The following is a 21189-nucleotide window of genomic DNA, read 5'->3' as shown; positions in this document are numbered from 1 at the left end:
CTCCCTAGCGGCTCTGCTCGGTGATGAAGGCGTCGAAGGCGGCGAAAACCTGCCCGCGCACCGCATCGTTTTCCATGAAAAGCTCGTGCCGCGCCGTCGGGATCACGAGGTGCCGGCCCGTCCGCATTCTCAGCCCCATCTGCTCGATGGCGCTGCTCGAAACGACGCTGTCTGCCGCCGCCGCCAGCATCAGCACCGGGATCTTCACCGTGCCCGGAAAGGCGTCCGCGCCGACTTCGGCCATGGCCCGCATGGCGGCGGCCACCCAGCGTATGGTGGGGGAGGAGACGAGGAGCCCGGGCTCAGCCGCCAGCACGTCGACGCTGCGCATGTAGCGCGCGGCGTCCGAGGTCAGCGGGTTGCCCGCAAAGCTCTGTTCGGTCGGCGCCCTGTCCTCGCGCCGGCGCACCGGCACCTGCCCGAGCCCGAGAAACCCGAGGATCTCGGCGACCCGCGCCATCCCGCCCATGCTGAGCGGCTGCCGGTCGAGCGCCAGCATCGGGGCCGAAAGAAAGATCCGCTCGAACATCATCCGATCGCGCACGCCCGCGAGCAGGCTGACGAGCCCGCCCATCGAATGGCCCACGAGATAGAAGGGCGGCGGGCAGTCGGGCAGCAGGATGCGGCTGTGGAAACTGCGCAGATCGGTCCAGTAGTCCTCGAAAGTATCGACATAGCCGAGGCTCTTGTTGCCGATCAGCCGCTGCGATCCCCCCTGCCCGCGCCAGTCGAAGCTCGCGACCGCAAAGCCGCGCTTCTGGAAATCCGCGATCGTCTCGAAATACTTCTCGATGAACTCGGTCCGCCCCTGCACGAGGCAGATCGTGCCCTTCTGCGCCCCTGCCGTCTTGGGAAAGCGCGCATAGCGCAGCCTCACCCGGTCCATCGCCTCGAAATATCCCACCTGCGCGCCTTCTGGCACCGGGTTGGAGGCCACCACGGCAAGCCGCGGGCCTTCGGGATCGACGATCGCGTTCATCATGCCTCCGGGGATGATCAAGACCGAAGCTTTAGGCCGCCGCCGCGCCCCGGGCAACCGGATCGCCCGCCTGCGCGCCCAAAAGAAAAGCCAGCACACCGTTGGGTGTGCTGGCTCTCCATCTTGGAAGTCGCCGTGCGGGGGGCGGGTTGACGGCGACAACTTCGACGTGTGCGCCCCCGTCGCCTGAGCGGTAAGGAGCAGCACATTGGCTCTTTTAGGCCGCCCCGCCTGAATGTGTGCCGAGCACTCCGTTCATCTGCGGTTCATCTGCATGATTTTTTTTGCCAGGCCCGCCAAGCCCTTGCACGCACTGCGCAAACCCGGAGCCTTCCGCCTCTTGAACCGGCCGCGCCCGCACCTAGATATCATGCGTCCGCCGGCACTGCCGGGGACCGGGCCAGGCCTTCCGCTCGCCGCTTCAGGGAGCATGAGAGGCAGGGTCCCGCAGACACGTTGCTCAAGGAGAATGTGAAAATGCAGACCATCGATTTTACCCCCTTTTACCGCTCCACCGTGGGGTTTGACCGTCTCTTCTCGCGGCTCGACAATCTCGTCAGCCAGGAGCAGAAATCCTACCCGCCCTACAATATCGAGAAGGTCGGCGATAACGCCTATCGCGTTTCGATCGCCGTGGCCGGGTTCGCCGAGGGCGACATCGCCATCGAGACCAAGGAAAACAGCCTCTCGATCAAGGGCGCCAAGGCCCCCGAGACCGAGGGTTCGGCCCGTGAGTTCCTCCATCGCGGCATTGCCGAGCGCGCCTTCGAGCTGCGCTTCCAGCTTGCCGAGCATGTCGAGGTGATGGGCGCGACCCTCGAGAACGGGCTGCTCCATGTCGAGCTCCGCCGCGAGCTGCCCGAGAGCAAGAAGCCCCGCCAGATCGCCATCAATGGCGGCGGCGCCGTGCTCGAGGACAAGACCGTCAACTGACGCTCTACCCTGCGACGTCAGGGGGCGTGGACCTTCCGGTCCGCGCCCTTTTTGTATGTCGGCGTCCCGCGTGCTAAAGGGCGCCGGGGCAATGTGCGGCATGCTTAAAAATTTGGCTCGTGCTTATTGCCCCGCGGTGGGAAGTGTGCAAATGTGCCGAGGATAGGACAACAGTGTTGTCCAATCTCGCGGCCTGCCCGTCTCCCGGGTGTGTGCCGCACGCCATGCCGGCTGGCCCGCGCTCGAATGCGGAAACGGAATGGCGGGGCCCCGTGCCCGACCGAGCGGCCATTTGGATGCAGAGCCGCTCCCCACCGAATTGGATTGCGCCGCTCATTTCGAGCCGTACACTGTACGACCCGGGACGAAGGCGCGCCGAAATGGCATGGTCCGCAAGGGCGCCGGCAACGGACCCTAACCATGCCCAGGAGCGACGACGAACCGTCCGGATCAAGCCGGACCTGACGAGTTTTTGAAGAGCGAGGACCCGCCCATGGCACACGAACGTTCCGGATCGATACTGCATCCCGCGACCGACGCCGCCATGCACAAACCGGGGCGCCCGGTTGCGCAGGGCCTGTTCGACCCGCGCAACGAGCACGATGCCTGCGGCGTCGGCTTCATCGTCAACATGCGCAACGAGAAGTCCCAGCGCATCGTCCAGTCGGGCCTGCACATCCTCGAGAACCTCGAGCATCGCGGCGCCGTCGGTGCCGATCCGCTGATGGGCGATGGCGCCGGCATCATGGTGCAGGTGCCCCACAAGTTCTTCGCCGGCGAGGCATCGCGGCTGGGCTTTGATCTGCCCGAGCCCGGTCAGTACGCCGTCGGCTTCCTCTTCATGCCGCAGGACCCGGTCATGCGCGCCAAGATGGAGAAGGTCGTCAACCGCGTCATCGTCGAGGAGGGCCAGACGGTCCTCGGCTGGCGCGACGTGCCGTCCGACAATGCCTGCCTCTCGAAGGCGCCGGACGTCGCCAACACCGAGCCCTTCCACCGCCAGGTGATCATCGGGCGCGGCCCGGACATCGCCGACGAGGACGCTTTCGAGCGCAAGCTCTACATCGTGCGCAAGGTCATCTCCTCACGCATCTACAGCGCCTATAAGGGGCTCGAGAACGATTTCTACATCGTCTCGATGTCCTGCCGCACGCTCGTCTACAAGGGCATGTTCCTGGCCGCGCAGCTGGGCGCCTATTACGCCGACCTGCACCATCCCGATTTCGAATCGGCGCTGGCGCTCGTGCATCAGCGCTTCTCGACCAACACCTTCCCCTCCTGGCGGCTCGCGCACCCCTATCGCTTCGTCTCGCACAATGGCGAGATCAACACCGTGCGCGGCAACGTCAACTGGATGGCCGCCCGCCAGGCGAGCGTCTCCTCCGACCTTTTCGGCGCCGACATCAGCAAGCTCTGGCCGATATCCTACGAGGGCCAGTCCGACACCGCATGCTTTGACAACGCGCTCGAGTTCCTCTTGCGCGGCGGGTATTCCCTGCCCCATGCGGCCATGATGCTGATCCCCGAGGCCTGGGCGGGTAACCCGCTCATGGACGAGAGCCGGCGTGCCTTTTACGAATATCACGCCGCTCTCATGGAGCCCTGGGACGGCCCGGCCGCCATGTGCTTCTCGGATGGCCAGCAGATCGGTGCGACGCTCGACCGCAACGGCCTGCGGCCTGCGCGCTATCTCGTCACCGACAATGACGACGTCATCATGTCCTCCGAAGCGGGCGTCTTGCCGATCGAGGAAAGCCGCATCAAGCGCAAGTGGCGCCTGCAGCCGGGCAAGATGCTGCTGATCGATCTCAAGCAGGGACGGATCATCTCGGACGAGGAGATCAAGGCCGAGCTCGCCAAGGCCCACCCCTACGCCCAGTGGCTCGCGCGCACGCAGATCCAGCTCGAGGATTTGCCGGCGGTTCCCGCCCAGCCCCCGCGCACCGACGTCTCGCTGCTCGACCGGCAGCAGGCCTTCGGCTATTCGCAGGAAGATCTGAAGCTCTTGCTCACCCCCATGGCCGCCACCGGCCAGGAGGCCGTGGGCTCCATGGGCACCGACACGCCGATCTCGGCGCTCTCGGACAAGTCCAAGCTCCTCTACACCTATTTCAAGCAGAACTTCGCGCAGGTCACCAACCCGCCGATCGATTCGATCCGCGAAGAGCTGGTGATGAGCCTCGTCTCGTTCATCGGGCCGCGGCCGAACCTGCTTGATCTCGAAGGCCAGGGCACGCGCAAGCGGCTCGAGGTCCGTCAGCCGATCCTCACCAATGCCGATCTCGAAAAGATCCGTGCCATCGGCGAGATCGACGACAACCCCTTCGAATCCAAGACGCTCGACATCACCTATCCCGCCGCCGACGGGGCCGCGGGCATGGAAAAGGCGCTTTCGGCCCTCTTTGCCGAGGCCGAGATGGCCGTGCATGCGGGCATCAACATCATCATCCTGTCCGACCGCATGGTGGGGCCGGACCGCATCCCGATCCCGGCGCTGCTCGCGACCGCGGGCGTGCACCATCACCTCATCCGCAAGGGGTTGCGGACCTCGGTCGGCCTCGTGGTCGAAACCGGTGAAGCCCGCGAGATCCACCATTTCTGCGCGCTCGCCGGCTATGGCGCCGAGGCGATCAATCCCTGGCTCGCCTTCGAGACCCTGCTCGCAATGAAGCCCGACCTCCCCGACGAGGTCGATGAGGACGAGATCGTCTACCGCTACATCAAGGCGATCGGTAAGGGCATCCTCAAGGTCACCGCCAAGATGGGCATCTCGACCTATCAGTCCTATTGCGGCGCGCAGATCTTCGATGCGGTCGGTCTCAGCACCGAATTCGTCGAGCGCTATTTCACCGGCACCGCCACCACCATCGAAGGCGTCGGCCTGCCCGAGATCGCCGAGGAGACCGTGCGTCGCCATACCGAGGCGTTCGGTGACGATCCGGTGCTCGAGGACAGCCTCGAAGTGGGCGGCGAATATGCCGTGCGCATCCGCGGGGAGGCCCATGTGTGGCGCTCCGAAACCGTGAGCGCGCTACAGCACGCCGTGCGCGGCAATGCCCGCGACCGCTATCGGGAGTTCTCGCGCCTCGTCAACGAGAGCGAGGACAAGCACCTCACCATCCGCTCGCTGTTCCGCATCCGGAACGCCGAGGAGGATGGCCGCACCCCCGTGCCGCTCGAGGAGGTCGAATCGGCCGCCGAGATCGTCCGTCGCTTCTCGACGGGCGCCATGTCCTTCGGCTCGATCAGCCGCGAGGCCCATACCACTCTCGCCATCGCGATGAACCGCATCGGCGGCAAGTCCAATACCGGCGAGGGTGGCGAGGAGCCCGACCGCTTCGTGCCCCTGCCCAATGGCGATTCCATGCGCTCGGCGATCAAGCAGATCGCCTCGGGCCGGTTCGGCGTGACCACCGACTATCTGGTCAATTCGGACATGATGCAGATCAAGATGGCCCAGGGCGCCAAGCCCGGCGAGGGCGGCCAGCTGCCGGGCCACAAGGTCGACGCGGTCATCGCCAAGGTGCGCCACGCCACGCCGGGCGTCGGGCTGATTTCGCCCCCGCCGCACCATGACATCTATTCGATCGAGGATCTGGCCCAGCTGATCTATGATCTCAAGAACGTCAATCCGGACGGTATGGTCTCGGTCAAGCTCGTCTCCGAGGTCGGGGTCGGCACGGTTGCTGCGGGCGTCTCCAAGGCGCGCGCCGATCACGTCACCATTTCCGGCTTCGAGGGCGGCACCGGCGCATCGCCGCTGACCTCGCTCAAGCATGCCGGCTCGCCTTGGGAGATCGGCCTTGCCGAGACCCATCAGACGCTGGTCGCCAACAAGCTCCGTTCGCGCATCGCCGTGCAGGTGGATGGCGGGCTGCGCACCGGGCGCGACATCGTCGTGGGCGCGCTGCTGGGCGCCGACGAGTTCGGCATGTCGACCGCGCCGCTCATTGCGGCCGGGTGCGTGATGATGCGCAAGTGTCACCTCAACACCTGCCCGGTCGGCATCGCCACCCAGGATCCGGTGCTGCGCAAGCGCTTCACCGGCAAGCCCGAGCACGTCATCAACTACCTCTTCTTCATCGCCGAGGAAGTGCGCGAGCTGATGGCCGAAATGGGCTATCGGCGCTTCGAGGAGATGGTGGGCCAGATGCAGATGCTCGATCGCTCCGCGGTCGTCGCGCACTGGAAGAGCAGGGGGCTCGATTTCTCGCGCCTCTTCCACAAGCCCTACGCCCCCGAAGGCGTGGACATCCGCCATACCGAAACGCAGGATCACCCGATCCACGACATTCTGGACCGCAAGCTCATCGCCCAGGCCCAGCCCGCGCTCGAGAGCCGCACGCCCGTGCGCATCTCCGAGACCATCGCGAGCGTGGACCGGTCGGTCGGTGCCATGCTTTCGGGCCAGGTCGCCAAGCGCTACGGCTTTGCCGGCCTCCCCGAGGACACGATCGCCGTGACCCTGCGCGGCACCGGCGGCCAGAGCTTCGGCGCCTGGCTCATGGCCGGCGTCTCGCTCGAGCTCATTGGCGAGGCCAATGACTATGTCGGCAAGGGCCTGTCGGGCGGCCGCATCGTCGTGCGTCCGGCCGAAGACGCCGCGATCGTGCCCGAGGAATCCATCATCATCGGCAACACCGCGCTTTACGGCGCGGTCTCGGGCGACTGCTACTTCCGGGGCGTTGCGGGCGAACGGTTCGCGGTGCGCAATTCGGGCGCCGTGGCCGTCGTCGAGGGTGCGGGCGACCATTGCTGCGAATACATGACCGGCGGCGTCGTCGTCGTGCTCGGGCGCACCGGGCGCAACTTCGCGGCCGGCATGTCGGGCGGCATCGCCTATGTGCTCGACGAGGACGAAACCTTCTCGAGCCGCTGCAACATGTCGCTCGTCGAGCTCGAGCCCGTCGTCGAGGAGGAAACCCTCCGCGCCCGCGACTTCCACCAGTCCGGCGACCTGCAGACCAGCGGGCTCGTCGAGATCATGCGGGATCTGCGCGGCAATGACGCCGAACGGCTCTACCAGCTCATCGCGCGGCACAAGAGCTTCACCGGCTCGACCCGGGCCGCCGAGATCCTCGAGAACTGGGAAGCCTACCTGCCCAAATTCCGCAAGGTCATGCCGGTGGAATACCGCCGGGCGCTTGCCGAACTCGAGGCACAACAACAGGCCGAGCAGTCGCTCGCCATTGCGGGGGAGTAGACCATGGGCAAGATCACCGGATTCCTCGAGATCGACCGGCGCGACCGCAAATACGCGCCGGCTGCCGACCGCATCCGCCACTATAACGAGTTCGTCATTCCGCTTGGCGAAGAGGGCACCCGCGAGCAGGCGGCGCGCTGCATGGACTGCGGCGTGCCCTACTGCCACACCGGCTGCCCGGTCAACAACCAGATCCCGGACTGGAACGATCTCGTCTATCGGGGCGAATGGCTGCGGGCGCTCAAGAACCTGCACTCCACCAACAATTTCCCCGAATTCACCGGCCGCATCTGCCCCGCCCCCTGCGAGGCAGCGTGCACGCTCAACATTCCGGACACCCCCGTCACCATCAAGTCGATCGAATGCGCGATCGTCGATCGGGGCTGGGAAGAGGGCTGGATCAAGCCGCTCGTCCCCCACGAGAAGACCGGCAGGTCCGTTGCGGTGATCGGTTCGGGCCCGGCCGGCATGGCCTGCGCCCAGCAGCTCGCCCGGGCCGGCCATGACGTGCATGTCTACGAAAAGAACGCCAAGGCCGGCGGCCTCATGCGCTATGGCATTCCCGACTTCAAGATGGAAAAGCGCCATATCGACCGGCGCGTCGCCCAGATGGAGGCCGAGGGCGTCACCTTCCACTACAACGTGCAGGTGGGCCACGAGGTCTCGATCGACGATCTGGTCGAGAAGTATGACGCCGTCGCCCTTGCCGGCGGCGCCGAAAAGCCGCGCGACCTGCCCATTCCGGGCCGCGAGCTCGGCGGCATCCATTTCGCCATGGAATTCCTGCCCCAGCAGAACCGCCGCGTCGGCGACGAGCCGATCGGCAATGTCGCGCCCATCCTCGCGGGGGGCAAGCATGTGGTGGTGATCGGGGGCGGCGATACCGGTTCGGACTGCATCGGCACCTCCAACCGGCAGGGCGCCGTGTCGGTCACCCAGATCGAGATCATGCCGCAGCCGCCCGAAAAGGAGAACAAGGAGCTCACCTGGCCGAACTGGCCGATGAAGATGCGCACCTCCTCCTCCCAGGAAGAAGGCGTGAACCGCGATTTCGCGGTGATGACCCAGAAGTTCACCGGCGAGAACGGCCAGGTCAAGGAACTGCACTGCATCCGGGTCGACGCAAAGATGCAGCCCATCCCGGGCAGCGAATTCGTCCTCAAGGCCGATCTCGTGCTGCTCGCCATGGGCTTTGTCGGCCCTGTGCAGGAAGGCATGGTCAAGGATCTCGCGGTCGATCTCGATCCGCGCGGCAACGTGCTCGCCGACACCTTCTCGTATCGCACGAGCCGCGAGAAGATCTTCTCGTGCGGCGACATGCGGCGCGGCCAGTCGCTCGTCGTCTGGGCCATAAGGGAAGGCCGTCAGGCCGCCCGCGCCATCGATCTGGCGCTGATGGGCAAGACCAGCCTGCCGCGCTGATCGCCCTTCGCCGAAAAACGAAAACCCGCTCCGGATCTCCGGGGCGGGTTTTTTCATTGGGTCACAAAGGCCGGTTCAGCGCAGGCTCGCCTCCGAGAGCGGCGGCTCTGTCGGGTCGGCCTCCTCGTCGTCCTCGCCCTCCTCGTCTGGCACGAAGCCCACGCCGAACGCATCGGCCCGGCCTTCGGGCGCCCGCACCAGATCCTCGAGCGAAAACCCGGTTCCCGCATCGCGCGGGGGGCTGGCGCTCGCCGAGATCAGATCGCCGGCCCGGCGCTGCGTATTGGTCAGCGAGATCACCGCGCCCGCGACCTCGAGCAGCCGGATCTGCCCCAGCCCCTGATAGGGCGGGCGCAGCATCGACTGCGCGTCCGTCCCTTCGAGCGCGTCGGCGACATCGACGCTGATGCCCCCGCCGCCGCGATAAAAGAGCCGGATCGACTGGTTGAGGTAGAACGCGACCTTGTCCGCACCTGCCGCCGACAGATGGATGTTGTCGTCCTTGCGCATGCGCACGCGCTGCCCGCTGATGTCGGGGCCAAAGGCCGAGAACCGCCCCTCCTCGTCGAGGAACCGCTCGTAGATGTCGACGAATTCGGCGCCCGCCGCATAGCTCGCCAGCCGCTGGATGGAGCTGATCTGCGCCATGGCCTGCCCATAGCCGCCGCCCTCCATGGGCGGTAGCCCGACCCAGATCACCGGCTTGTTGGCGCGCCGCAGCTGCTCGATGAAGCCGCTGACGCGGGTCTGGTAGGCCGCGACCCATTCATCGCTCAAAGGCGCCAGCGATTGCCCGTTCTGGCTGATCGGCTGGCGATCGTTGATGCCGATCATCACCACGGCCAGATCGAAGCTGTCCGCCGTGATCTGCTCGCCGATGGTACGGGGCCAGTTGAAGAAATCGTCACGCACGAAGCCCGACGAGCCGACCCCCTGCCCGATGATGACGATGTTGGGATCCTCGGCATAGGCGCGCTCCAGCGCCCGGGCGAGGTCGCTGGCCATGGAATCCCCGAAAACAGCGAGCCGCGTCGCGTCCTCGTTCTTTTCGACCGTTGGCGTCGGAGGGGGCAGGGCCGCCTGCGGGGCCGGAGCCCGCCTCTGCTGCTGCTGCGGCGCGCTCCGCTGCTGGGTCTGCTGGCGCCGCTGCTGCTGCTGCACGGGCGGGCGCACCTCCTGCACGGGCGGGCGCTGCTGCTCCTCGCGCGGGCCGAACAGCATGTCCATCAGCGTGCGGCGGCGCTGCACCTGCGCAACTTCGATCCGCTCGCGCGTTGCGATCGGCGCGCCGGGCAGATCCTCGGCCATTGCCGTCGCCATGCCGAGATCGGTCACGACCAGCACGAGGATGACGAGCGCCATCAGCCCATGGGTCAGCGCCCGGATGAGGGACCGGTCGCGCACTCTGCCAGCGATGGGCCGGGCGTTTGTCATGGCTTCATCCTACAGCATAGTCCATGGCATCACCATGGCGCCTCAGCGGGCCGCGCTGACGAGCGCATCATGGCTCGCCCGGGTGATGAACCCGTCCGCCACCTCGCCCCGGCTCGCCTGGAAGCGCGCATAGGCCTCCTGGCTGATCGGGCCGATGCGCCCGTCCACCGCGCCCGAATAGAAGCCGAGCCGCTTCAGCGCCTCCTGTATGGCGCGGCGCTGTGCAAGATCGGGGAAGGCGGTCTGGCGCGGCCAGTCCGTCACATAGGGCCCGCCCCCCTTCAGCCGATCGGTCAGATGCGCCACGGCCATCGCGTAGCTGTCGGAGAAATTATAGCCCTTGAGCACCAGATAGTTGCGCGTCATCAGGAATTTGGGCCCGTCCTTGCCCGCCGGCACGTAGAGGAAGACCTCCGTCCGCGGGTCCGCGAACTGCCGGCCCGCCACCCGCCTCACCCCGCGCTCGGCAAAGAACGAGACGGGCCGGAACTGCTCCCGGCTCGCCAGCAGATAGTCGAAGCCCGAAGGCAGCTCCACCTCGAACCCCCAGTCGAGCCCCGGCTGATAGCCGAGCCCGCGCAGAAAGCTCGCACTCGTCACGAGCGCATCGGCGAGCGACCGGTGCAGGTCCACTACCCCGTCGCCATCCCCGTCGCTGCCATGGGCGAGCACGTTTGCGGCGTTGACCTGCAGATGCCCGATCGCCCCTGCCCAGGAGCCGACGAGGGTCGCGGGGTCGAGCCCGCCCCGCTCGATCATCACGAGCGCGGCGATCAGGTCCGCCTTGTCCTCGGCATAGCGGGTCCGGCGCTGGTGGACGAGCGTCGCGAGCGACCGCACGATCGGGCGGATGAGCCGGCCATTGCCGAGCACCGCCCCATAATCGGTCTCGATCCCCCAGATCGCGCCAAGCAGATAGGGATCGACCCCGTGCCGCCGACCCACGGCCTCGAAGAGCGCCTGGTTGGCGCCCATCGCCCGCTGCCCCCGCGCGATGCGGTCCGCCGTCACCCGGGTCTCGATATAGCTCCAGACGGGCGTCGTGAATTCGGGCTGGCTCGTGACGAGTTCGGGCACGCCGGGATCGGGCGTCATCCCCGCGGTCACCCGCCGATAGGTGTCGCTCGACACCCCCGCCGCCACCGCCTCCGCCTCGAACGCGGCGATGAACTGGCCGAAGCTGCCCACCGGCTGCGCCTGCACGGGCGCTACAAGGCTGCCAAGCAGCATGCAGAGGATCAAGAGACGCATCGGGCCGCTCCCCATTCCGGATCGCATGGGTCTAGCGGTTGCGTGTGGCGAGATGACGTTCCCATTCATAGGCCGAGCGCACGATGGTTTTAAGGTCCGCATGGGCCGGCCGCCAGCCGAGCAGCTCCCGCACCCGGTCGGCGCGCGCAACGATCGAGGGGGGATCCCCCGCCCGCCGCGGCGCCTCGACCACCGGCAGCGCGACCCCCGCCACGTCCTCCACCCCCGCCAGCACCTCGCGCACCGAATAGCCGCGCCCATAGCCGCAATTGAGCGTCACGCTCTCCCCGCCCGCCCGCAAATGTTCGAGCAGCAGCCCATGCGCCGCCACGAGGTCGCTCACATGGATGTAGTCGCGCACGCAGGTCCCGTCCGGGGTCGGATAGTCGGTGCCGAAGATCTCCATCCCGGCCCGCTGGCCGAGCGCGGTCTGCACGCCGACCTTGATCAGATGGGTCGCCATCGGCGTCGACTGCCCCGCCCGCCGGCCCGGATCGGCGCCCGCGACGTTGAAATAGCGCAGCACCCCATAGCGCAGAGGATGGGCGGCCGCGACGTCGGCGAGCATCATCTCGGTCATGAGCTTGGAGCGCCCATAGGGCGACATCGGGTTGAGCGGCGCGTCTTCCTCCACCGGCTCTAGCCCGGTCATGCCATAGACCGCCGCCGTCGAGGAGAAGATGAAGTGTCTGACCCCGCCCGCCACCGCCGCCGCGATCAGATTGCGCGAGGTGGCGGTGTTGTTGGCGTAGTATTTGAGCGGATCGCTGACCGATTCCGGCACGACGATCGAGCCGGCGAAATGAAGGATCGCATCGATCCCGTGCGCCGCGATGAGCCGGCCGACCAGTGCCATGTCCCCCGCATCGCCCGCAACGAACTGCGCCCGTCCGTCCACGGCCCAGTCAAAGCCCGTTACGAGGCTGTCGAGCACGACGACCTCTTCGCCCGCATCGCAGAGCGCAAGCACCATATGGCTGCCGATATAGCCGGCCCCGCCCGTCACCAGCACCGCCATGGGCAACTCCCTGAACCAAACCGTTCGCCAAATGTTAGGGTTGAGGTGTTGAGATAGGCTTACATCGAAAGTCGAAGAAGAGAGGGACCCTTGGCCAATCGCGTCCGTACTGCAGTGTTTCCCGTCGCCGGGCTCGGAACCCGTTTCCTGCCTGCCACCAAGGCCATGCCCAAGGAAATGCTGCCCGTCGTCGACCGCCCGCTGATCCAGTACGCCGTCGATGAGGCGCGCGAGGCGGGCATCGAGCATTTCGTCTTCGTCACCGGGCGCAACAAGGGCGTCATCGAGGATCATTTCGACCGCCAGTTCGAGCTCGAGGTGACGCTCCAGGAACGTGGCAAGCTCGAGGCGCTTGCCGAACTGCAGCGCGATCTGCCGCTCGCCGGGCTCGCAAGCTTCACCCGCCAGCAGGAGCCGCTCGGGCTCGGCCACGCGGTCTGGTGCGCGCGCGATCTCGTGGGCAACCAGCCCTTTGCCCTCCTCCTCCCCGACATGCTGTTCAAGGCCGAGCCGGGCGTTTTGAGCCAGATGATGGCCGCCTATGAGCAGCACGGCGGCAACGTCATCGCGGTCGAGGAAGTCGATCCGGCCGATGTCGGCTCATACGGCGTCGTCGCCCGCGGCGAAGGCCCTGATGCGGGCTTTGCGGTCACCGGCATGGTCGAAAAGCCCAAGCCCGCGGACGCGCCCTCCAACCTCATCATTTCTGGCCGCTACATCATCCAGCCCGACATCTTCCCGCTGCTCGCCGAGGGCGTGAAGGGTGCGGGCGGCGAAATCCAGATCACCGACGCCATGCAGACCCTGATGTCGCGCCAGCGCTTCACCGGCGTCAAATATCAGGGCCGCTCCTTCGACTGCGGCTCCAAGATCGGCTTCCTCACCGCCAATGTGGTGTTCGCGCTCGACCGTCCCGACATCGCCGACGGGTTCATGAAGGAAGTGCGCGAGCTCGCAAACCGCACCGCCTGAGCCTTCAGCGCGAGAAGGTGACCCCGAGGCTGACCCGGTGGGTATCCTCGGGCGCTGCCGGGGTCACCGTCTCCCGCTCGAAGTCGTAATCGGCATTGAGGCTCGTCATCGCATTGATGAGATAGTCCGCGCCCACGCCGACCCCGAACGCGCTTTCGCTCGCATCGGTCCCCTCGAACCGCGTCTCGCGCCCCGCCGCCGAAGCGCGCAGCGTCAGCCAGGGATTGACCCGGTAGGCGAGATCCGCCCCCGCCAGATACTCGACCCGCGCCGAACCCGCCCCGTTGGGGCCCGGGGCGCCGATGCCGCTCGAAACGAAGGCGCCGAGGCTCAATGTCGGGGAGGGTCGATAGTCGATCCGCGCATCGAAAAGGCTCGCCGTTACCGTATCGAACGCCCCATCGTCATAGGCGCGCCAGCCCTGCCCTACCGAAACCTCGGCTGAAAGCGTGTCGCCCCATTCGCCTGAAAGTCCGCCGCGCAGGGCATAGCCCGTGCCGTCGAGCACCTCGCCATCGAAGACATGCCGGCTGGCGCTGGTATCGATGAAGGCGGTGAGGATCGGGGTTACCCGATAGCCCGCGCGAAGGCCTGCGCTCAGCACGCTGTTGTTCTGGTCCTCATTGTTAATCTCGCTGCCATCCCCGAGCACAGTGGGCCCATAGACCGTGCGGCCGAACCCGGCCCGCGCCCCGAAGGTGAAGGGCCCGAAATCCCGCACGAGCCCCGCTTCTGCGCTGCCCGAAACGGTGAGCGGGGCTTCGGCGGTCCCCGCCGGATTGCCCGCCGCTTCCGCCTCGGCCTGGGTGATCGATAGATCCGCCCTGCCGGTCGCGCGCGTCGAGGCATCGAGCCGGTATTCGGCATCGATCCCGGCGCGCAGCGCGTCGATCCTGAAAACGTCGGCGTCCCGGGTGATCTCGGCATCCGCATCGAACTGGAATTCTGTGCGCTGGCCGGGCCGGCTGAGGCTGATGCTGGGCAGCGCCTGCACCTCGAACCGCCCCTCGTCCCCCGAGAGCCGATAGGTGCCGCGTAAGCCCACCGACCAGTCGATGTCGAGCGGCGGTGCCATCGGCTCGGGCGGCAGGAAGACGCAGACATCGCTGCAGGGCGCATCCGAAATCCCGAGGAGATCGGGATTGTCCGTGCCCGACCCGTCGCCCGACACATGAAGCGGAAACGCGCCGGCCCCGCCCGCGCCAAGGCCGGCAGCGGCCGCGATGAGGGCGAGGACTGTTCTAGAAGCGATCTGGGACACGATGAAAAAACCGGCACTCGAGAATCGCTCGACAGTGCCGGTTTATGGTTAACAAACCCTTGTTGGCGCTCCTAGACCGGCTCCACCTTCAGCACCGCGCCTTCGGCGGCGACGATGCGCACCCGCTTGCCTGCCGCGAGGTCTGGCCCGGCGATCCGCCACACCGTATCCCCGAGCGCCACCCTTCCATATCCGCCGGTGATCGGCTCATCGAGCACCGCTTCGTGCCCCACGAGCCGATCGCCCCGCCGGTTGAGATAGGGCCGGTCCGACACGGTCTGGCGCGTCTTGGCGTAGCGCAGCCATCCAAAGATGGTGACGAGCGACAGCATCCCGAAGATCAGCGCCTGAAAGGGCAGGCTGATCGGCTGGAAGAGCGCCGCGAGCCCCGTGATGATGCCCGAAATGCCGAGCCAGAGCAGGATGCCGCCGGGCAGCACGAGTTCGAGCGCGAGCAGGACGAGCCCCGCCACCACCCAGGCCCATCCGCCCGCCTCGATCAGAAAGCCGATAACGTCCATCGCTCTCTCCTATTGCCCCGTGCTCGGGGGCCGGCCGCTGCCGCCGCGCGGCGGGTTCGGCGTGTTGCCCGACCCGAAGGTTTCCTTGGCGATCTCGGCAATGCCCCCGATCGCCCCGATCACCGAGGAGGCTTCCACCGGCAGCATCAGCACCTTCTGGTTGGGCGATTTGGCAAGGCCTTCGAGCGCTTTGATGTAGTTGTTGGCAACGAAATAATTGATCGCCTGCACATTGCCCGCAGCGATGGCCTCCGAGACCACCTGGGTCGCCCGTGCCTCGGCCTCGGCGGAGCGCTCGCGGGCCTCCGCGTCGCGGAAGGCGGCTTCCTTGCGCCCCTCCGCCTCCAGCACTTGGGCCTGCTTGGTGCCCTCGGCCTGCAGGATCGCGCTCTGCCGGCGCCCCTCGGCCTCGAGGATCACCGCGCGCCGCTCGCGCTCGGCCTTCATCTGCCGGCCCATCGATTCGATCAGATCCTTGGGCGGGTCGATATCCTTGATCTCGATGCGGGTGATCTTGATGCCCCAGGGCGAGACGGCGGCGTCCACCACCTTCAGCACCCTGATGTTGATCTCGTCGCGATTGGAGAGCAGCTCGTCGAGGTCCATCGAGCCCATCACCGAGCGGATATTGGTCATGGTGAGGTTGAGGATGGCGTTTTCGAGGTCATTGACCTCATAGGCCGCCGCCGCCGCATCGAGGATCTGGTAGAACGTCACGCCATTGGCCGTGACGGAAGCATTGTCGCGCGTGATCACCTCCTGGTGGGGCACGTCGAGCACCTGCTCCATCATGTTGATGCGCTTGCCCACCCCATCGATGAACGGCACGATCAGGTTGAGCCCCGGCGTCAGCGTGCGGGTATACCGCCCGAACCGCTCCACAGTGTAGTTGAAGCCCTGCGGCACCGTCTTGGCGCCGGCGAACAGCACCAGGATCGCCAGTATGCCGATGGCGATCAGCGTCACGCTGAACCCGTCGAGCCCGAACATGTCCATGCCGCATCTCCCCTTCTTGCGACGGTCCGCCCCCGATGGCCGATCCCTGCGCCGCACCGTCTATTTAGGGTCCCGACGCCCCGCGTGCAATCGGCGGACAAGCCCCCCGGAACCCTTGGGCGGGACCCGAGTTGACTCCGGCGTTTCGTCCCTTGCGTCCCTGGAGTTCCGCGTCATGCCCGCCTCGCGTCCGATCTGGAAGGGCCAGCTCCGCCTCTCCCTCGTCTCCATCCCCGTCGAGCTCTATACCGCCACCAAGGCGAACGCGAAGCCGTCCTTCCGGCAGATCCACGAGCCGACCGGCAAGCCGATCAATTACGAGAAGGTCGTCGCCGGCGTTGGCCCGGTCGACAAGGACGAGATCATGCGCGGCTTCGAATATGAGAAGGGCGATTATGTCCTCCTCAGCGACGAGGAGCTCGACGCCGTGCGGCTCGAAACCCGCAAAACCCTCGAGCTCACCCAGTTCGTCGGCGCCTGCGAGATCGATCCGATCTATTTCGACAAGCCCTATTTCGTCGTCCCCACCGACGAGCTCGCCGAGGACGCCTTCCGCGTCGTCCGCGACGCGCTGCGCCAGACCGAAAAGGTCGGGCTCGGCCAGCTCGCGCTCCGCGGCAAGGAATATCTCTGTGCGATCAAACCGACGGGCACTGGCCTCCTCCTCGAAACCCTCCATTACGAGGACGAGATAAGGAAGGCCGATCCCTATTTCTCGGGCATCTCCTCGAAAAAGGCCGAGCCCGAACTCCTCGAGGTTGCAACTGCGCTGATCGAAAAGAAGACCGCCAAATTCGACGCGTCCGTCTTCAAGGATCATTACCAGGCCGCGCTCCGCGAACTGATCGCGCGCAAGCTCAAATCCAAGGGCCGCAAGGTTTCGACCGATGTCGAGGAGCCCGCCGGCCGCCCGAGCGGCGCCAATGTCGTTGACCTCATGTCTGCGCTCAAGAAAAGCCTCGAGGGCGGCGAGGCCAAGTCCGCTTCCTCGGGCACCAAGCGCACCACCACCCGCAAAAGCGCCTCGAAGACCGCCGACAAGGCGGACGAGACGAAATCCTCCTCAACCAAGGCCTCCACCGGCAAATCCGCCCCAGCCCGCGCGCCGCGCAAGAAGGCGAGCTGAGCGCCATGGCCGTCCGCGCCGAAACCCTCCTCAAGGATTATCGCGCCAAGCGCGATTTCGCGCGCACCAAAGAGCCCGATCATGTGCCCGCCAAGGCACGCGGCACGGGCACGGCGCCGATCTTCGTCGTCCAGAAGCATGACGCGACCCGGCTCCATTTCGATTTCCGCTTCGAGTTCGACGGGGTTCTGAAGAGCTGGGCGGTCACCCGCGGGCCCTCCAGCAACCCAAAGGACAAGCGCCTCGCCGTCCGCGTCGAGGACCATCCCCTCGCCTATGCCGATTTCGAGGGCGTGATCCCGGCGGGCGAATATGGCGGGGGCACCGTCATGCTCTGGGACATCGGTACCTGGTCCCCGATCGAGGACGTCAAGACCGGTCTTGCCGAGGGCAAGCTCAAGCTGCGCCTCGATGGCCAGCGCATGAAGGGCGACTGGGCGCTCGTGCGCATGAAGCCGCGCGAAAAGGAGAAACGCGAGAACTGGCTCCTCATCAAGGAGAAGGATCTCGAGGCGACCGAGGAAGACGTTCTGGTCCCCACGCACCTCACCAGCGTCGCCTCGGGCCGCACCCTCGAGGAAATCGCTGCCGGCAAGCCCGGCAAGACCAAGACCAAGCCCGGGAAAAAGCCCCGCGCCGAAAAATTGACGAGGAAGGCCAAAGAACCCTCGACCCGCGTCTGGACCGGCGGCAAGGCCGTCGCCCTCCCCGCCTTCCGCCAGCCTCAGCTTGCCACCCTTGTCGATGACGTACCCGAAGGCCGGGACTGGGTCTTCGAGATGAAATATGACGGCTACCGCGCACTGGCCGCGATTGCGGGGCCGGAAGTCCGCCTCTTCACCCGAAACGGCAAGGACTGGACCACCCAATTCGGCCGTCTCGTCGAACCGCTCTCCCGCCTCACGCGCTCGAGCGCCCTCATCGATGGGGAAATCTGCGCCTTCGATGACAAGGGCCGCACCGATTTCTCGACGCTCAAGGATGCGCTCTCGAACGGCAAGGCGCTCGTCTATTTCGCCTTCGACCTGCTCGAAGCCGATGGCGAGGATTTGACCCGCCTCCCCCTCACCGAGCGCAAGGCGCGCCTCGAGGCCCTGCTCGGCACCATCGGGCGCGACGCCGAGATCCAGTATTCCGAGCACGTCACGGGCAATGGCCGCAAGGTGCTCGACACCATCTGCCGGGAGGGCCATGAGGGCATCATCGCCAAGAAGGCCGACGCCCCCTACCGCTCTGAACGCACGCGCGGATGGCTCAAGATCAAGTGCTCGAAACGCCAGGAATTCGTCATCGCCGGCTGGCGCCCGTCCGACAAGCGCCGCGGCTTCGCCTCGCTGCTGCTCGGTACCTATGAGGATGGCGTGCTCACCTATCGCGGCCGGGTCGGCACGGGCTTTAGCGGCGACGATCTCGAAACCCTGCAGTCAGCCCTCGATGCCCGCGCCATCGACAAGCCCGCCTTCGCAAAGGTCCCGCGCGACATCGCCCGGGCCGCCCGCTGGGTCAGGCCCGAACTCGTCGCCGAGATCGCGTTCACCGAATTCACGCCCGATGGCGTCCTTCGCCACCCCTCCTTCCTCGGGCTCCGGACCGACAAGCCCGCCGAGGAGATCACGCGAGAGGATGCGGCCCCCGCCGACGTGGAGAAAAAACCCGCCGCCCGGCCCAAAGCCACAGCGAAGCCGCGCAAGCCCGAGACACTGGCACTCGAGGATCAGGACGGCATCGCCGCAGCAGAAAAGGCCGGCGTCCGGCTCACCAGCCCCGATCGCGTCGTCTTTCCCGGCCAGGGCGTCACCAAGGCCGAACTCGTCGCCTATTACGCGGCGGTCGCCCCCGCCATGCTGCCCTACGTCAAGGACCGGCCCCTGAGCCTCCTGCGCTGCCCGCAGGGCCGCACCAAATACTGCTTCTTCCAGAAGCACGATACCGGCGGCTTCCCCGATGCGATCAAGTCGACGCTCGTCGTCGAAAAGGACGGGTCGGAGGAGGATTACTTCTACGTCACCGATCTCGCCGGCCTCATCGCCGGGGTGCAGATGAACGTGCTCGAATTCCACCTCTGGGGCGCCCGTCGCGACCTCATTGAAAAGCCCGAGCGCATCATCTTCGATATCGATCCCGATGAGGGGCTGGGCTTCGAGCATGTCCGGCAGGCGGCGTTCGACATCCGCGATGCGCTTTCTGCGCTCGGGCTTCAGACTTTCCCCATGGTCACCGGCGGCAAGGGCGTCCACGTCATCGCCCCGCTCGCACGCCGCGCCGAATGGCCCGAGGTCAAGGCGTTCTGCAAGGCCTTCGCCAATCACATGGCCGATGCCGAGCCCGACCGGTTCACCGCCGCCCTCTCCAAAGCCCGGCGCAAGGGTCGCATGTTCATCGATTATCTGCGCAACGAGCGCGGCTCGACCGCCATCGCGCCCTTCTCGACCCGCTCGCGCGAAGGCGCGCCCGTGGCCGTGCCGGTCAGCTGGGACGAGCTGACGACCATCCCCGCCGCCAACGCCTTCGGGCTCGGGGAAGCGGCCGCCCGCGCCGGCGGCCCCGATCCCTGGAAAGGCTATTTCGACCTCAACCAGGCCATCACCAGGAAGCTGCTCGACAGCCTCGGCGGCTGAGCCCTCAGATCCAGCCCGAGAGCTCCTTGCGCACGATCGTTTCGATCATGTCCATGCCCGGCTCGCTCGCATTGAGGCAGGGAATGTAGGCATAGCGCTCGCCGCCGGCATGCATGAACTCTTCCTCGCCGGTGATGGCGATTTCCTCGAGCGTTTCGATGCAGTCGGCCGAAAAGGCCGGGGCGAGGATCGCCACCTTCTTCATCCCCCTGCCCGGCAGCGCCTTCAGCGTCTCGTCGGTATAGGGCTGCAGCCATTCGGTGGGCCCGAACCGGCTCTGGAAGGTCACCATCAGCTTTTCGCGCGGCCACCCCAGATGCTCGGCCACGAGCCGCGTCGTCTTGTAGCACTGGCAGTGATAGGGATCCCCGTTCATCAGGTATTTCTTGGGCATGCCGTGATAGGAGGTCAGCACCACGTCCGGCTCGAAATCGAGGCTTTCGACGCCCTCCTTGATGCTGCGCGCCAGGGTCTCGACATAGACCTGTTCCTCGAAATAGGCCGGCATGGTGCGCACCGCCGGCTGCCAGCGCAAATCCCTCAGCGCCTCGAAGGCCTTGTCATTGGCCGTGGCCGTCGTCGTTGCCGAATATTGCGGATAGAGCGGCACGAGCAGGATCTTCTGGCAGCCCGCCTCCTGCATCGCCTCGAGCCGCGAGCGCGTCGAAGGATTGCCGTAGCGCATGCCGAAATCGACGAGGATGTCGGGCCCGAGCCGCGCCTGCAGCGCCTCGGTCTGCTGCCGCGTGATCACCCGCAGCGGGCTCTCATTGCGCTCCTTGTCCCAGATGCGCGCATAGTTCTCGCCGCTCTTTTGGGGGCGGAAGGAGAGGATGACCAGATTGAGGATCGGCCACCACAGGAGCTTGTTGGTCTCGATCACGCGCGGATCGGAGAGGAATTCCTTGAGATAGCGCCTGACCGACCAGTAGTCCGTCCCGTCCGGCGTGCCCAGATTGAGCAACAGCACGCCGATCTTCTGGCGCTTGACCTCTGGGTGACCCGCTGGAAGCTGACCCGACATGATACCCGTCTCTGCTGGAAATGATGGGCTCGCACCATAGCGATGGCCCTGCCCTGCGCAAGGTGCAGCGGTGTCGCGCCCCCGCCCCTCTCCGTCCTCCTGACGCCGAGTTGATCGGCCCTGCCGAAACTCCCGCCTGCTCCGTCCCGTGCCTTGGGTCAGACCCTTGCAACGGACCATGGCCTTGGACGAAATCTATCGCGGCTACCGCATCAAGATGCATCGAGCAGGACGGTGAGCTCTCCGCCCGCATCTTCCACGTCGCGACCGGCCGGCGCGCGCCCTTCGGGGTCTCCATGCCGTCCGATCTCGATATCGAGCTCTGCTTTTCCGAAGCCCGGGCGCTCGTCGACCGCTACGTCGATTTCCTCCGGAACTGACCTCCGCCCCCATCGATATGTCCGCTCGGTAATATCGCTTGCCACGTCGCG

15 protein-coding genes are annotated in these 21189 nt (G+C 66.3%); 6 read left to right on the top strand and 9 right to left on the bottom strand.

Annotated features, from left to right (window positions below; translation table 11 throughout):
* Positions 1-4 precede the first annotated feature (4 nt).
* A complete protein-coding gene (locus EMQ25_RS00445) occupies positions 5-979 on the bottom strand; it encodes an alpha/beta fold hydrolase (protein ID WP_158625889.1) in 975 nt (324 codons plus the stop codon).
* A 477-nt stretch (positions 980-1456) separates the two neighbouring features.
* Between EMQ25_RS00445 and EMQ25_RS00440 the strand changes: the two genes are divergently transcribed.
* The 3 genes from EMQ25_RS00440 to EMQ25_RS00430 all read left to right on the top strand — a co-directional run bounded on the left by EMQ25_RS00440 (position 1457) and on the right by EMQ25_RS00430 (position 8537).
* On the top strand, positions 1457-1912 hold the full coding sequence (locus EMQ25_RS00440) for an Hsp20 family protein (protein ID WP_127186586.1): 456 nt from the start codon (positions 1457-1459) through the stop codon (positions 1910-1912).
* 544 nt (positions 1913-2456) lie between these two features.
* On the top strand, positions 2457-7115 hold the full coding sequence (gene gltB, locus EMQ25_RS00435) for a glutamate synthase large subunit (RefSeq protein ID WP_244606469.1): 4659 nt from the start codon (positions 2457-2459) through the stop codon (positions 7113-7115).
* 3 nt (positions 7116-7118) lie between these two features.
* Positions 7119-8537: a glutamate synthase subunit beta gene (locus tag EMQ25_RS00430; RefSeq protein WP_127186584.1), complete on the top strand. Its 1419-nt coding sequence runs from the start codon at positions 7119-7121 to the stop codon at positions 8535-8537.
* Between the two features lie 75 nt (positions 8538-8612).
* On the opposite strand, the gene EMQ25_RS00425 is transcribed toward EMQ25_RS00430, so the two are convergent.
* From EMQ25_RS00425 to galE, 3 genes are read right to left on the bottom strand one after another with little or no spacing between them, the layout of a single operon-like run.
* Positions 8613-9971 carry an SGNH/GDSL hydrolase family protein gene (locus EMQ25_RS00425; RefSeq protein WP_127186583.1) on the bottom strand — a complete coding sequence of 453 codons (1359 nt, stop codon included), beginning with the start codon at positions 9969-9971 and terminating at the stop codon, positions 8613-8615.
* A gap of 42 nt (positions 9972-10013) precedes the next feature.
* Positions 10014-11222 (bottom strand): lytic murein transglycosylase, encoded by a 1209-nt coding sequence (locus EMQ25_RS00420; protein ID WP_158625888.1) that lies wholly within the window; start codon positions 11220-11222, stop codon positions 10014-10016.
* A gap of 31 nt (positions 11223-11253) precedes the next feature.
* A complete protein-coding gene (gene galE, locus EMQ25_RS00415) occupies positions 11254-12240 on the bottom strand; it encodes a UDP-glucose 4-epimerase GalE (protein WP_127186581.1) in 987 nt (328 codons plus the stop codon).
* Between the two features lie 90 nt (positions 12241-12330).
* On the opposite strand from galE, the gene galU reads away from it, so the two are divergent.
* On the top strand, positions 12331-13212 hold the full coding sequence (gene galU, locus EMQ25_RS00410) for a UTP--glucose-1-phosphate uridylyltransferase GalU (RefSeq protein WP_127186580.1): 882 nt from the start codon (positions 12331-12333) through the stop codon (positions 13210-13212).
* A gap of 4 nt (positions 13213-13216) precedes the next feature.
* On the opposite strand, the gene EMQ25_RS00405 is transcribed toward galU, so the two are convergent.
* The 3 genes from EMQ25_RS00405 to EMQ25_RS00395 form a co-directional block, all read right to left on the bottom strand.
* Positions 13217-14473, bottom strand: a complete 1257-nt coding sequence (locus EMQ25_RS00405; protein WP_127186579.1) for an outer membrane beta-barrel protein — start codon at positions 14471-14473, stop codon at positions 13217-13219.
* A 71-nt stretch (positions 14474-14544) separates the two neighbouring features.
* Entirely contained in the window at positions 14545-14994 is a 450-nt protein-coding gene (locus tag EMQ25_RS00400) for an NfeD family protein (RefSeq protein WP_127186578.1), read from the bottom strand.
* 9 nt (positions 14995-15003) lie between these two features.
* The gene (locus EMQ25_RS00395) at positions 15004-15990 is read right to left on the bottom strand and encodes an SPFH domain-containing protein (RefSeq protein ID WP_127186577.1); all 987 of its coding nucleotides are present in this window, start codon (positions 15988-15990) and stop codon (positions 15004-15006) included.
* Positions 15991-16165: 175 nt separating this feature from the next.
* Here EMQ25_RS00395 and ku point away from each other — a divergent pair, with 175 nt between their 5' ends.
* Together ku and ligD are read left to right on the top strand one after the other, a co-directional pair.
* On the top strand, positions 16166-17116 hold the full coding sequence (ku, locus tag EMQ25_RS00390; protein ID WP_127186576.1) for a non-homologous end joining protein Ku: 951 nt from the start codon (positions 16166-16168) through the stop codon (positions 17114-17116).
* 5 nt (positions 17117-17121) lie between these two features.
* The gene (ligD, locus tag EMQ25_RS00385) at positions 17122-19734 is read left to right on the top strand and encodes a DNA ligase D (RefSeq protein WP_127186575.1); all 2613 of its coding nucleotides are present in this window, start codon (positions 17122-17124) and stop codon (positions 19732-19734) included.
* A gap of 4 nt (positions 19735-19738) precedes the next feature.
* On the opposite strand, the gene hemH is transcribed toward ligD, so the two are convergent.
* Complete coding sequence (gene hemH / locus EMQ25_RS00380; protein ID WP_127186574.1) at positions 19739-20758, bottom strand: ferrochelatase; 1020 nt, start codon at positions 20756-20758, stop codon at positions 19739-19741.
* Between the two features lie 212 nt (positions 20759-20970).
* Positions 20971-21183 carry a hypothetical protein gene (locus tag EMQ25_RS00375; protein WP_127186573.1) on the bottom strand — a complete coding sequence of 71 codons (213 nt, stop codon included), beginning with the start codon at positions 21181-21183 and terminating at the stop codon, positions 20971-20973.
* Positions 21184-21189: the final 6 nt, after the last annotated feature.

Source organism: Arsenicitalea aurantiaca, from assembly GCF_003994485.1.
GTDB lineage: Bacteria > Pseudomonadota > Alphaproteobacteria > Rhizobiales > Devosiaceae > Arsenicitalea > Arsenicitalea aurantiaca.
Note: the sequence above shows the minus strand (reverse complement) of the source record. Positions and strands in the feature narration are given on the sequence as shown.